Consider the following 13,177-nt stretch of genomic DNA (forward strand, 5'->3'; position numbering starts at 1 on the left):
GCCGAGGTTGTGAAGTGCTGCCAACCACCGACCAACGCCGACGTCAGTAGCCTGGGCCCATGGAGCCGACCTCTGCCGCTGAGATCGCCGCCCGCCTCGAGGAGACGGGCTACCTCAGCGACGAGGGCCTCGCCACGGTGACGTTCCTGGCGCTGCGCATGCAGCGCCCGCTGCTGCTCGAGGGCGAGCCCGGCACCGGCAAGACCGCGCTCGCGGAGGCGATCGCGGCGGGCCTGGGGCTGCCGCTGGTGCGGCTGCAGTGCTACGAGGGCATCGACGCCACCCAGGCGCTCTACGACTGGGACTTCCCCCGCCAGATCCTGCACCTGCGCGCCCTGGAGGCCGCGGGCGGCACGAACGACGTGACCGAGGCCGAGAAGAGCCTGTACGACGAGCGGTTCCTGCTCGCGCGCCCGGTGCTCGCGGCGCTCCAGCAGGCGCCCGCGGTGCTGCTGGTCGATGAGGTGGACCGCGCCGACGACGAGTTCGAGGCGTTCCTGCTCGAAGTGCTCTCGACCTACCAGGTCACGATCCCCGAGCTCGGGACGGTGCGCGCCAGCACCCCGCCGGTGGTCGTGCTGACCTCCAACCGCACCCGCGAGCTGCACGACGCGCTGAAGCGGCGCTGCCTCTACCACTGGATCGACCACCCGGCGCCGGCGCGCGAGATGGCGATCGTGCGCTCCCGCGCCCCCGAGATCTCCGCCGCGCTCACCGAGCAGGTGGTCGCGGTCACCCAGGGGCTGCGCGCCGAGGGCGGGCTGCAGAAGCCGCCGGGCGTCGCGGAGACCCTCGACTGGGCCCGCGCCCTGCACCACCTCGGCACCACCGAGCTCGACCTCGCGACCGCGAGCGCGACGCTGGGCGCGCTGGTGAAGTACCGCGAGGACGGCGAGCGGGTCCGCCAGGCGCTCGACCGGATGCTGCGGCCGTGAGCGCCACGCTGGCCGCTTCCGGACCCCCGGGCGCCGCGGGACCGGTCCGCGGCGGCGACGAGGTGCTGCTCGGGTTCACCTGGGCACTGCGTGCCGCGGGCGTCGCGGTCAGCCAGGACCGGGCCCAGGGCTACCTCGCCGCGGTCGCCCTGGTCGGTGCCGGCGACCGGCGCGCGACGTACGCCGCGGGCCGGGCGACGCTGTGCGCCTCGCCCGACGACCTGTTGCGCCACGACCAGGTCTTCGAGGCGTGGTTCGGCTCGCCGCACGAGCTGCCCCGGGCGCAGCCGACGCCGACGACCACCACGACGTACTCCGCGCTGCCCGCGACCGACGCCGACGGCTCCGGCGGGGGCGAGGAGCAGGACGTGGTGCGCGCCGCCGCCAGCGACACCGAGGTGCTGCGCCACCGCGACGTGGCCACCATGAGCGCCGCCGAGCGGCAGCGGCTCGCCGCGATGTTCGCCGACCTGCCCGTCCGCGCGCCGCTGCGGCGTACGCCGCGCCGCGTCGCCGGCCCACGCGGCCGCGTCGACGCCTCCGCGACGCTGCGCGCCAGCCTGCGGCGGATGGGGGAGCCGGCGGAGATCCGCTGGCGGCGCCGGGGCGTGCGCCCGCGCCGGGTGGTGCTGCTCCTCGACGTCTCCGGCTCGATGAGCGGGTACGCCGACCCGCTGCTGCGCCTGGCGCACCGGATGACCTGCGTGCTGCCCGGCGTGGAGACCTTCACCCTCGGCACCCGGCTGACCCACCTGACCCGGGCCCTCGGCGCCCGCGACCCCGAGCGGGCGCTGGTCGCGGCGGGCGCGTCGGTGCCGGACTGGTCCGGCGGCACCCGGCTGGGGGAGACCCTCCAGGCGTTCTCCGACCGTTGGGGCCAGCGCGGGATGGCGCGCGGCGCGGTCGTGGTGATCTTCAGCGACGGCTGGGAACGCGGGGACACCTCGCTGCTGGCCGAGCAGGTGGCCCGCCTCCAGCGCATCGCGCACCGGCTCGTGTGGGTGAACCCGCACCGGGGCAAGGAGGGCTACGAGCCCGTGCAGCGGGGGGTGCTGGCCGTGCTCCCGCACGTCGACGACTTCGTCGCCGGGCACTCCCTGGCGACCTACGCCCGACTGATGGAGGTGATCGCGCGTGCGTGAGGTCCTGCCCCAGCTGCTCGAGTGGTGGCGCGCCGGCGAGAGCGTCGGGGTCGGCACCGTGGTGGCGACCTTCCGCTCCGCGCCGCGCCCGCCCGGCGCCTCGATGCTGGTCGGCCCGGACGGCTCGGCGGTCGGCTCGGTGTCCGGCGGCTGCGTGGAGGGTGCGGTCTACGAGCTCGCCGAGTCGGTGGTCGCCTCCGGCGATCCGCTGCTGGAGCGCTACGGCGTCTCCGACGACGACGCGTTCGCGGTCGGGCTGACCTGCGGCGGCATCCTCGACGTCTACGTCGAGAAGGTGAGCCGCGAGACCTTCCCGGAGCTGGAGGAGGTGGCCGCCGACATCGACGCCGGCCGGCCGGTCGCGCTGGCCACGGTGATCGAGCACCCGGACCCCGCGTGGCTCGGGCGGCGCATGGTGGTGCGCCCGGACGTCGCGCCTGCCTCCGGCCTGGGCTCGCCGCGCGCCGACGACGCGGTCCACGACGACGCGCTCGGGCTGCTGGCGGCCGGGCACAGTGCGACGCTCAGCTACGGTCCCGACGGGGAGCGCCGGGGCGAGGGCATGCGGGTCTTCGTGTGGGCCTTCGCCCCCAAGCCGCGGATGCTGGTCTTCGGCGCGATCGACTTCGCCGCCGCCGTGGCCCGAGTGGGCAGCTTCCTGGGCTACCACGTCACCGTCTGCGACGCCCGGCCCGTCTTCGCCACCGCGAGCCGGTTCCCCGAGGCCGACGAGGTGGTCGTGGACTGGCCGCACCGCTACCTCACCGCCGAGGTCGAGGCCGGCCGGGTGGACCGGCGCACGGTGCTCACCGTGCTCACCCACGACCCGAAGTTCGACGTACCCCTCCTGGAGGTGGCGCTGCGCCTGCCCGACGTGGCGTACGTCGGGGCGATGGGCTCGCGGCGCACCCACGAGGACCGGCTGGCGCGGCTGCGCGAGGCCGGGCTGGGCGAGCACGAGCTGGCCCGGTTGCGCAGCCCGATCGGGCTCGACCTGGGCGCCCGGACGCCGGAGGAGACCGCGATCAGCATCGCCGCGGAGATCATCGCCGGGCGCTGGGGCGGCACGGGCGAGCCGCTGGGTACCACCCAGGGGCGCATCCACGCGCACGAGCCCGAGATCGTCTGACCCGCCCACGGGTGGGAGGAGCGAGGAACGCCATGCACGCGACGTCCCTGACCGACCTGGCCGAGAGCCAGCTCGCCACCGCCCGGGAGGCCTCCAGCGGCCGCAGCGCGGCCACCGTCTTCGGCGGCCAGGAGCACGACCTGCGCCAGACCTTGATCGCGTTGGCCGAGGGCCACGCGCTGGGCGAGCACGAGGCGCCCGGCGAGGCCACCCTGCTGGTGCTGCGCGGCCGGGTGCGCCTGCACACCGTCGACGCCGTCGACGCCGCCGACGCCGCCGAGGAGTCCTGGGAGGCCGCGGCCGGCGAGCTGGTGGTGATCCCGCAGGCCCGCCACGACCTGACCGCCCTCGAGGACGCCGCGGTGCTGCTCACGGTGGCCACCGACGCGACCCGGGCCACCGGCCCGGTGGCGGCGACCGGCGCGACCGGAGCGACCGGGGCGGTCTGAGCCATGGTGCGCCGGGCAGCGATCGCAGCCGCGGCGCTGCTGCTCGTCGTACCGCTGGCCGGGTGCAGCGATGAGCCGCCGAGCGACACCGGCGCGCGGCCGACGCCGAGCGGGTCCGCCTCGGCCAGGTCCCCGGAGGCGGGACCCTCCGACGGGGGCGCCGGGGCGTCGGCCGGCGCGCCGTCCGGTGTCGCTCCGGGTGAGGAGTCGCTGCCCCGGGTCCGCGACGCGATGTCGCTGCCGGCGCTGATGCGTGAGGACGTCGAGGCGGGCCGGATCCGGCGTACCGGCTCCCTCGGCGGCACCGGGGCGTGGAACAGCTGGTCGGTGACCTACACCGTGGACGGCGCCGCCGTCTCCGGGGAGCTGCTGGTGCCGACCGGGCGTGGGCCGTTCCCCGCGGTCGTGCTCAACCACGGCTACATCGACCCCGCGATCTACACCCTGGGGCGCGGAATGTCGCGCGAGCAGGAGTGGCTGGCGGCCAACGGGTTCGTCGTGCTGCACACCGACTACCGCGGGCACGCCGGCTCCGACCCGGTCAGCGACCTGGGCCGGGAGTCGCGGCTGGTCTACACCCGCGACGCGATCGGGGCGGTCGGGGCGCTGCGCCGGGAGGCCTACGTCGACGACGACCGGCTGGCGATGATCGGACGCTCGATGGGCGGGGCGGTCACCTACAACGCGCTCGTCGCCGACCCCGACCTGGTGGACGCGGCGGTGGTCTTCGCGCCGGTGAGCTCGGCCTTCACCGACAACCTGCGCCGCTGGACGATCCCCGAGCGTCCGGACAACGCCCAGGTGCTCTTCGAGCGCCTCGGCGGCCCGCCGGAGCGCAACCCCCGGCCCTATCGAGAGCTGTCCGCGCGCACCTACTTCGACCGCATCGAGGCGCCGGTGCTGATCCACCACGGCACCCTCGACGACAGCTGCCCGATCGCCTGGTCGCGGGAGACCCAGCGGCTGCTGCGCGAGGCCGGCGTCGACAGTCGACTGTTGGTCTACGAGGGCGAGGGGCACGCCTTCGGCCCGCGCTTCGAGGACTCCATGCGCGCGACCGTGGACTTCCTGCGCCGGGAGCTCGGGGGTGCGCGGTGAGCGCGCCCCGCGGCTTGTCACACGAACCCCTGTGACGCCGCTCACCACGGTGCTAGCGTCCCCGCCATGGTGGGGTCCGACCTGGCGGCGCGCAGGCAGGACGCGGTGCGCGCCTGGGTGCGCTTCGTCGAGCGCGGTGACGAGGCGGCGCCGCTGGTGCGCCCGGAGATCCTGTCCAGCTGGACCCGCTCGCGCGCCGCGCTGGCCCCCGACCTGGCCGAGGCGCCGCTGGCTGACGAGTCCGAGACCGCCGCGTCCTGGCGCGACTCGCCACTGCAGGTGGCGGTGGAGCGGGTGGAGGAGGAGCTGCGGCGTACCGCTGCCGACGGCGACCTCGTGGTCGCGGTGACCGACCCCGAGACCCGGATCCTGTGGACCTACGGCGGGCGGGTGATGCGGCGCAAGGCCGAGTCGGTGAACTTCGTGCCGGGCGGGCGCTGGGACGACCGCTCGGTCGGCACCAACGCCCTCGACCTCGCCAACCGCACCGCGGCGCCGGCGATGGTCTTCAGTGCCGAGCACTACGCGCCGATCGTGCACAACTGGGTGTGCTGGGCCGCGCCGCTGCACGACCCGGTGACCGGCGCCCACCTCGGCGTCCTGGACCTGTCGACGACCTGGGACCGCAGCCACCCGATCGGGCTCGCGACCGCGCGGGTGATGGCCCGCCTGATCGAGACCGCGCTGCCGCGCTCGGGCTCCGGCGGCCCCGAGCAGACCCATGACCCCGGCCTGGTGATGACGCTGCTCGGCACCGCCGAGTCCCGTCTCGACGGGCAGCGGCTGCTGCTCAACCGCCGCCAGACCGAGATCCTCGCGCTGCTCGCGATCCACCCCGAGGGGCTGACGCTGGAGCAGCTGCACGCGCTGGTCTACGGCGACCAGGCGGTGACGTTCTCGACGCTCAAGGCCGAGGTCTCCCACCTGCGCGCCGCGCTCGGCGGCCAGCTCTCCTCCCGGCCCTACCGGCTGCTGATGCCGGTGGCCACCGACGTCGACCACGTGCTCGCCCTGCTGCGCCGCGGCCGGGTCGCCGACGCCGTCGAGGCGTACGGCGGCGACCTGCTGCCCGGCACGAACTCCCCGGCGCTGTGCGAGCTGGGGGAGTACGTCGCGGTCGCGCTGCGCGAGGCGCTGCTCGCCGACCCGGACCCCGACGCGGTGGTGCGCTACGGCGAGCACGCGCCGTACGACGCGGAGGTGCTGGAGGTGTGCCTGCGCTCGCTCGCCGGCCGCGCGCACCCCGCCGTACCCCTGCTGAAGGGGCGGCTCGCGGTGGCACGCGGCTGACCGAGGTGACCGGAGGGCGTCGTTGCCATCCCTGCGTCGGGCGAGGGGTTTTTTCCGCGCAATTGCGCGGAAAAGCACCGGCGCGGGCCGCAGGCGGGTGTTTTTCCCAGCAATTGCGCAGTTACGTGCACCCACAGCCGGCCCGCAAGCCCCGGCCGATGGACCCGCCAACTCGCGCAACCACACGCGCCGACTCGGCGGTCCAACCTTCAGCCAACCGCGGCGGTCGTAACGTGAGCGGCGTCACACGTCCGCTGCCCCTGCCCAGGAGAGCCCATGACCCGGATCAGCCTCACCGTCGACGGCGCGAAGGTGGCCGACGACGTCGAACCCCGGATGCTGCTCGTGCAGTACCTCCGCGAACGCCTCGGGAAGACCGGCACCGTCATCGGGTGCGACACCAGCAACTGCGGCGCCTGCACCGTGCACCTCGACGGCACCAGCGTGAAGTCGTGCAACGTGCTCGCGGTGCAGGCCGACGGGGCCGAGGTCACCACGATCGAGGGCCTGGCGCGCGACGGTGAGCTGCACCCCGTGCAGGAGTCGTTCCGCGAGTGCCACGGCCTCCAGTGCGGGTTCTGCACCCCGGGCATGATCATGCAGAGCGTCGCCCTGCTGGAGGAGAACCCGCGCCCCAGCGAGGAGGAGATCCGCCTCGGGCTCGAGGGCAACCTGTGCCGCTGCACCGGCTACCACAACATCGTCCGCGCCGTGCAGCACGCCGCGGACTCCATGGCGGCGCCGGCCGCCGCCACGAACGCCACGACCGCCCCGATGGCCCCGACCGGAGGTGTGTCGTGACCGCCACCGAGACCCGCCCCGAGCAGGGCGAGCGCGAGATCGGCAAGGAGCGCCGGCGCAAGGAGGACCAGCGCCTGATCACCGGGCGCACCCGCTGGACCGACAACATCGTGCTGCCCGGGATGCTCCACCTCGCGATGGTGCGCAGCCCGTTCGCGCACGCCCGGATCCTCAGCGTCGACACCGAGGCGGCGCGCGGCGCGACCAACGTCGTCGATGTGCTCAGCGGCGCCGACCTGGCCGAGACCCAGGGCGTGCTGATCAACGCCTGGCCGATCACCCCTGACCAGAAGACCCCCACCCACCTGCCGATCGCGATCGACCGGGTCGCCTTCGCCGGCGAGATCGTCGCGGTGGTGGTGGCGCGCAGCGCCGCGGAGGCGCGCGACGCCGCCGAGCTCGTCGACGTGGAGTACGACGAGCTTCCGGCCGCCCTCGACCTCAAGGAGGCGGCCGCGGCCGACGCGAGCAACGGCGGCGCCCTCGCGCACCCCGAGCTCGGCACCAACAAGTCGGCGTACTGGGTCTTCGACTCCGCCGAGGCCGGCACCGGCGGCGACGTCGAGGAGGCGATCCGCCAGGCGCGTGCCGACGGCATCGTGCTGGAGCGCGAGTACCGCCAGCAGCGCCTGATCCCTGCGTTCATGGAGCCGCGCTCGACGGTCGTCGACCCGACCGGGGAGCAGCTGACCGTCTGGTCGGCGACCCAGATCCCGCACATCCTGCGCTTCGCGCTGGCCGCGACCACGGGCATCCCGGAGTCCAAGCTGCGGGTGATCGCCCCCGACGTGGGCGGCGGGTTCGGCGGCAAGCTGCAGACCACCCCGGAGGAGTGGATCACCGTCGCGGTGGCCCGCCGGCTCTCGCGGCCGGTGAAGTACACCGAGACCCGCAGCGAGTCCCTGATCGCCGGGCACCACGGCCGCGACCAGTGGCAGAAGCTCACCCTGGCCGCCACCCAGGACGGCACCGTCACCGGCCTCAAGGTCGAGCTGCTGGCCGACCTCGGCGCCTACGTCTCGCTCGTCGGCGGCGGCGTACCGGTGCTCGGTGCGTTCATGTTCAACGCGATCTACAAGTTCCCGGCCTACCACTTCGGCGTCCAGACGGTGCTCACCAACAAGACCTGGACCGACGCCTACCGCGGGGCGGGGCGCCCGGAGGCGACGTTCGCGATCGAGCGGCTGATGGACGAGCTCGCCGCCGAGGTGGGCGTCGACCCGCTGGCGATCCGCGAGCAGAACTGGATCAAGCACGAGGAGTTCCCGTTCACCACGGTCGCCGGGCTGGAGTACGACTCCGGCAACTACGAGGCGGCCACGGCGCGGGCCAAGGAGCTCTTCGGCTACGACGAGCTGCGCGCCGAGCAGCAGCGCCGCCGCGAGTCCGGCGACCCGGTGCAGCTCGGCATCGGCGTCTCGACGTTCACCGAGATGTGCGGCCTGGCGCCCTCGCGGGTGCTCGGCTCGCTCGACTACGGCGCCGGCGGCTGGGAGCACGCGAGCGTGCGGATGCTGGCCACCGGCACGGTCGAGGTGGTCACCGGTGCCAGCGCCCACGGGCAGGGCCACGAGACGGCGTTCAGCCAGATCGTCGCCGACCGGCTCGGGGTGCCGTTCGAGGACGTCGAGGTGCTGCACGGCGACACCGCGATCGCCCACAAGGGGCTGGACACCTACGGCTCGCGCTCCCTCGTCGTCGGCGGCGAGGCGCTGGTCAAGGCGGTGGACAAGGTCATCGACAAGGCCCGCCCGATCGCCGCCCATCTGCTGGAGGCCTCGGCCGACGACCTGGAGTACGGCGGCGGGCGCTTCACCGTGCGCGGCACCGACCAGGGGCTGGGGATCACCGAGATCGCGAGCGCGGTCTTCGCCGCGCACAACCTGCCCGACGGGGTGGAGGCGAGCCTCGACTCCGACGCGACGTTCGACCCGGTGAACTTCAACTACCCGCACGGCACCCACCTGTGCGCGATGGAGATCGACACCGAGACCGGCGCGCTGCAGATGCGCAAGTACGTCTGCGTCGACGACATCGGCAACGTCATCAACCCGCTCATCGTCGCCGGCCAGGTGCACGGCGGCCTGGTCCAGGGCATCGCCCAGGCGCTGTGGGAGGAGGCGGTGTACGACGAGTCCGGGACGCTTGTCTCCGGTTCGTTCGTGGACTACCTGCTGCCGACGGCCGCCGACACGATCAGCTTCGAGGTCGACCACACCACCACCCCGTCGCTGACCAACACCCTCGGCACCAAGGGCGTGGGCGAGGCCGGCACCATCGCCTCGACCCCCGCCGTGGTCAACGCCGTCGTCGACGCGCTGCGCCCCTTCGGCGTCCACGACGTCGCGATGCCGTGCACCCCCGAGCGCGTGTGGCGCGCGATCCAGGGGACCGACAAGGGCGGGAGCACCACCGGTGCCGCCGCTCCGCACTTCGACGCCTCGACCGGCATGGAGGGCACCGTGGACCGCACGACCGGAGGGACCGACGCATGATCCCCGCACAGTTCGACTACCTCGCCCCGACCACCGTCGAGGAGGCCGTCGCCGCGCTCGCCGAGCACGGCGACGACGCCAAGGTGCTGGCCGGCGGCCAGTCGCTGCTGCCGGTGCTGCGGATGCGGCTGAACGCCCCGGAGATGGTGATCGACCTGGGCCGGATCGACGCGCTGCGCGGGGTCCGCGAGGACGGCGACGACCTCGTCGTCGGCGCGATGACGCCGCACTCGGTGGTCGCCGCCGACCCGCTGATGGCGCGCCACGCCGCCCTGGTGCCGGCCGCGATCGAGCACCTCGCCGACGCGCAGGTGCGCCACCGCGGCACCTTCGGCGGGGCGCTGGCCCACGCCGATCCGGCCGGTGACCTGGGCGCCCCGGTGCTGGCACTCGGAGCCACCTTCGTCGCGGTCGGACCGGGCGGGCAGCGAACCATCGCCGCCGACGACTTCTTCGTCGGCCTCTTCGAGACCGCGCTGGCCGAGGACGAGATCCTCACCGAGATCCGGATCCCGCGTCGTACCGGCTGGGGCGCGCACTACGAGAAGTTCGTGCGCGTGGCCCACCAGTGGCCGATCGTCGCGGTCGCCGCGACCGTGCGCGCCGAGGGCGGCACGATCGCCGAGGCACGGGTGGGGCTGACCAACATGGGCAGCACCCCGCTGCGCGCCCGGGCTGTCGAGGACGCGCTGGTCGGCCAGCCCGCCACCGAGGAGGCGGTACGCCGCGCCGCGGCGCTGGCCGCCGACGGGGCGAACCCGCCCTCGGACCTCAACGGCGACGCCGACTACCGGCGCCACCTCGCCACGGTGCTGACCCGGCGGGCCGTGCTGAGCGCGGCGGGGGCCTGAGCCCGTGGACCTCACCCACCGCTTCACCGTGCCCACCTCGGTCGAGGAGACCTGGGGCCACTTCAACGACATCGCCTCGGTGGCCGAGTGCTTCCCGGGCGCCACGGTCTCCTCGGCCGAGGGCGACACCTTCGTCGGCTCGGTGAAGGTCAAGCTCGGCCCGATCGCGCTGGTCTACAACGGCTCCGGCACGTTCGTGGAGAAGGACGAGGCCGCGCACCGCTTCGTCGTCGAGGCCAAGGGCAAGGACAAGCGGGGCAACGGCACCGCCGGCGCCACGGTCACCGTCACCATGTCCGACGCGGGCGGGTCCACCGACGTGGAGGTCCTCACCGACCTCGCGGTCACGGGCAAGCCGGCGCAGTTCGGTCGCGGGGTGATGCAGGACGTCTCCGACAAGCTGTTGGGCCAGTTCGTGGCGTGCCTGGAGCAGCGGCTCGCCGGTCCCGCGGAGACCTCGCCGGAGCCGGAGGCTGCGGCGGAGGCTGGGGCGCCGGAGCCTGTGGCGACCGCGGTCCCGCCTGCTACGCCACGGGAGACGGCCCCGGACCGGGCGGTCGCCCCGGTGCCGCCGACCGAGCCGGCGCCGACCCGGCAGGCGACCCCGGAGCCCGCCAAGGGGCCGATCGACGACGGGGCGCTCGACCTGGGCGCCGCGGTCGTGCCCGCGCTGGTGAAGGCGTACGGCAAGCAGGTCGCCGCGGCCCTCGGCGTACTGCTCGTGCTCCGCTGGCTGCTGGGCCGCCGCCGGGGCTGAACGCCGGGGCTGAACGCCGGGGCTGAACGCCGAGTCGGGGCCAATGGCGCGGCGAGTCGGCGTCAATGGCGGAGTTCTCCCCAGGCGACTGTGGACAGCTCCGCCATTGGCGCCGACTCGGGCAACCATTGGCGCCGACTCGGCGAGGGGTCAGCGGCGTTCGCGCTTGATCCGGCGGCGCACCTGGAGCATGCGCAGGGAGGCGCTGACGATCGCGATCACCATGCCGGTGACGGCGGCGGCGAGCAGGGAGACCGCGAGCGGGGCCCGGCCCTCCCAGCCGAGGAACGTCACCTGGACGTCCTGGGTGTTCTGCACGATGAAGATCAGCAGCAGGATCAACAGCACCGCGATCCCGACCAGTGCTGCCCACACCCCGCTGGTCTTGGAGCCGCGCAACGGGTCCGCGGCGGTTCCTGGGGACTTCGAGGACCGCTTGCCGGGCGTCGCGTCCGGGGACGGAACCGGCTGCTGGCTCGTCGGGGGCGCCGGCTGCTGCTCGGGAGCCGGGATGTCGCTGGACTCGGTCATGTCCTGCAGGTGCCCAGCAAGCGGGTCGAGGAATCCCGTGCGGAGTGCTCAGGCCAGCGCGGCCAGCTGCTCCTGCTCCTCGGCGCTCAGCTCGATGGCGGCCGCGGCCACGTTGGACTCCAGGTGCGCGACCCGCGAGGTGCCCGGGATCGGCAGCATCACCGGCGAGCGGTGCAGCAGCCAGGCCAGTGCCAGCTGGGCCGGCGTCGCGCCCCGCTCGCGCGCCGCCGCGGCGAGCGGGCTGTCCGCGGCGGAGAGCCGTCCGGTCGCCAGCGGGAACCACGGGATGAAGGCGATGCCCTGCTCGGTGCAGTGCTCCAGCAGGGCCTCGGCGTCGCGGTGGGCGAGGTTGTAGAGGTTCTGCACCGACACGATCGGCGCCACCCGGCGCGCGGCCTCGAGCTCCTCGATGCCGACCTCGGAGAGGCCGAGGTGGCGCACCTTGCCCTCCTCCTGCAGCGCCCGGAGCTCGCCGACCTGGTCCTCGAGCGGGACGCTCGGGTCGATGCGGTGCAGCTGGAACAGGTCGATGCGGTCGGTGCCGAGGCGGCGCAGGCTGGTCTCGCACTGCTGGCGCAGGTACTCCGGGCGCCCGCACGGCACCCACACGTCGGGGCCGGTGCGCAGCAGCCCCGCCTTGGTCGCCACCACGACGTCGTCGCGGTACGGCGCCAGCGCCTCGCGGATGATCTCCTCGGAGTAGAACGGCCCGTAGGAGTCGGCGGTGTCGATGAAGGTGACGCCGAGCTCGACGGCCCGGCGTACGACGCGGACCGCCTCGTCGTGGTCGCGCGGCGGCCCCCAGACCCCGGGGCCGGTCAGCTGCATCGCGCCGTACCCGAGACGGACGACCGGCAGGTCGCCGCCGAGGGCGAAGGTGCCGGACGCGGCGGCGGGCAGGGACGAGGAGGTCGTGGTGCTCATGGCCCCAGCCAAGCGGACCGGGGCAAGCCCGGCCCGGTCTGGACCCCTCGGCGGGCACCGGGAGGGGCGCTAGAAGACGTTGAGCGGGCGGTACTGCACCGAGATCCGCGGGCCGGCGTGGGCGACCTTGGGGACGGCGTGCTCCCAGGTGCGCTGGCAGCTGCCGCCCATCACCAGCAGGTCGCCGTGCCCCAGCTCCACCGACAGCGAGCCGCCGCCCCCGCCGCGCGGCCGCAGCGCGAGACGCCGCGGGTCGCCCAGCGAGACGATCGCGACCATCGTGTCGGCGGTGCGTCCGCGCCCGATGTTGTCGCCGTGCCACGCCACGCTGTCGCGACCGTCGCGGTAGTAGCAGCAGCCGGCGGTGCGGAACCGCTCGCCGAGCTCGGGGAGGTAGTGCGCGCTGAGGGCTTCGCGCGCCTCGACGAGCACCGGGTGGGGGAGCGGGTCGTCGGCGAGGTAGGTGTGCAGCAGCCGTGGCACGGCCACCACCCGGTCATACATCTGACGCTCCTCGGCACGCCAGGGCACGTCGCGCACGAGGGTCTCGAAGACCTCGTCGGCGGCCGGCACCCACGAGCGGAGCACGTCGATCCAGGCGCCGCGGCCCAGCACCCGACGCTCGATGCCGTCGAAGGAGCCCACCCCGGCCGGAGGTGCCCCGAAGAGCGATCCCTGGAAGTCCATGTCACCCAGCGTACGCCGGACCGAACGTCTGTTCGAGGTGTGGCGGTACGGCGTGGCGGCGGGCGGCAGAAGGGGGTGGCGCGGCGGT

13 protein-coding genes are annotated in these 13,177 nt (G+C 74.3%); 10 read left to right on the forward strand and 3 right to left on the reverse strand.

What is annotated here, in order from left to right:
- Window positions 1-59: 59 nt before the first annotated feature.
- The 10 genes from GFH29_RS03380 to GFH29_RS03425 all read left to right on the forward strand — a co-directional run bounded on the left by GFH29_RS03380 (window position 60) and on the right by GFH29_RS03425 (window position 10,947).
- Window positions 60-935 (forward strand): AAA family ATPase, encoded by an 876-nt coding sequence (locus GFH29_RS03380; RefSeq protein WP_153322047.1) that lies wholly within the window; start codon window positions 60-62, stop codon window positions 933-935.
- A complete protein-coding gene (locus tag GFH29_RS03385; protein WP_228387740.1) occupies window positions 932-2,077 on the forward strand; it encodes a vWA domain-containing protein in 1,146 nt (381 codons plus the stop codon). The genes GFH29_RS03380 and GFH29_RS03385 overlap by 4 nt, the downstream gene beginning before the upstream one ends.
- Window positions 2,070-3,206 carry an XdhC family protein gene (locus tag GFH29_RS03390; protein WP_153322048.1) on the forward strand — a complete coding sequence of 379 codons (1,137 nt, stop codon included), beginning with the start codon at window positions 2,070-2,072 and terminating at the stop codon, window positions 3,204-3,206. The genes GFH29_RS03385 and GFH29_RS03390 overlap by 8 nt, the downstream gene beginning before the upstream one ends.
- 32 nt (window positions 3,207-3,238) lie before the next feature.
- Window positions 3,239-3,655 carry a LuxR family transcriptional regulator gene (locus tag GFH29_RS03395; protein WP_153322049.1) on the forward strand — a complete coding sequence of 139 codons (417 nt, stop codon included), beginning with the start codon at window positions 3,239-3,241 and terminating at the stop codon, window positions 3,653-3,655.
- A gap of 3 nt (window positions 3,656-3,658) precedes the next feature.
- A complete protein-coding gene (locus tag GFH29_RS03400; RefSeq protein WP_153322050.1) occupies window positions 3,659-4,753 on the forward strand; it encodes an alpha/beta hydrolase family protein in 1,095 nt (364 codons plus the stop codon).
- A gap of 66 nt (window positions 4,754-4,819) precedes the next feature.
- Complete coding sequence (locus tag GFH29_RS03405) at window positions 4,820-6,043, forward strand: helix-turn-helix domain-containing protein (RefSeq protein ID WP_153322051.1); 1,224 nt, start codon at window positions 4,820-4,822, stop codon at window positions 6,041-6,043.
- Between the two features lie 276 nt (window positions 6,044-6,319).
- Entirely contained in the window at window positions 6,320-6,844 is a 525-nt protein-coding gene (locus GFH29_RS03410) for a (2Fe-2S)-binding protein (protein WP_153322052.1), read from the forward strand.
- A complete protein-coding gene (locus GFH29_RS03415) occupies window positions 6,841-9,339 on the forward strand; it encodes a xanthine dehydrogenase family protein molybdopterin-binding subunit (protein WP_153322053.1) in 2,499 nt (832 codons plus the stop codon). Before GFH29_RS03410 ends, GFH29_RS03415 begins: the two co-directional genes overlap by 4 nt.
- Complete coding sequence (locus GFH29_RS03420; protein ID WP_153322054.1) at window positions 9,336-10,190, forward strand: FAD binding domain-containing protein; 855 nt, start codon at window positions 9,336-9,338, stop codon at window positions 10,188-10,190. Before GFH29_RS03415 ends, GFH29_RS03420 begins: the two co-directional genes overlap by 4 nt.
- A gap of 4 nt (window positions 10,191-10,194) precedes the next feature.
- Window positions 10,195-10,947, forward strand: coding sequence for an SRPBCC family protein (locus GFH29_RS03425; RefSeq protein ID WP_153322055.1), 753 nt, complete (start codon window positions 10,195-10,197; stop codon window positions 10,945-10,947).
- A 150-nt stretch (window positions 10,948-11,097) separates the two neighbouring features.
- On the opposite strand, the gene GFH29_RS03430 is transcribed toward GFH29_RS03425, so the two are convergent.
- The 3 genes from GFH29_RS03430 to GFH29_RS03440 form a co-directional block, all read right to left on the reverse strand.
- Complete coding sequence (locus GFH29_RS03430; RefSeq protein WP_153322056.1) at window positions 11,098-11,478, reverse strand: LapA family protein; 381 nt, start codon at window positions 11,476-11,478, stop codon at window positions 11,098-11,100.
- A 48-nt stretch (window positions 11,479-11,526) separates the two neighbouring features.
- On the reverse strand, window positions 11,527-12,402 hold the full coding sequence (locus tag GFH29_RS03435; protein ID WP_153322057.1) for an aldo/keto reductase: 876 nt from the start codon (window positions 12,400-12,402) through the stop codon (window positions 11,527-11,529).
- Window positions 12,403-12,471: 69 nt separating this feature from the next.
- Window positions 12,472-13,089, reverse strand: coding sequence for an alpha-ketoglutarate-dependent dioxygenase AlkB (locus tag GFH29_RS03440; RefSeq protein ID WP_153322058.1), 618 nt, complete (start codon window positions 13,087-13,089; stop codon window positions 12,472-12,474).
- Between the last annotated feature and the right edge of the window lie 88 nt (window positions 13,090-13,177).

The sequence above is a fragment of the Nocardioides sp. dk884 genome, from assembly GCF_009557055.1.
GTDB lineage: Bacteria > Actinomycetota > Actinomycetes > Propionibacteriales > Nocardioidaceae > Nocardioides.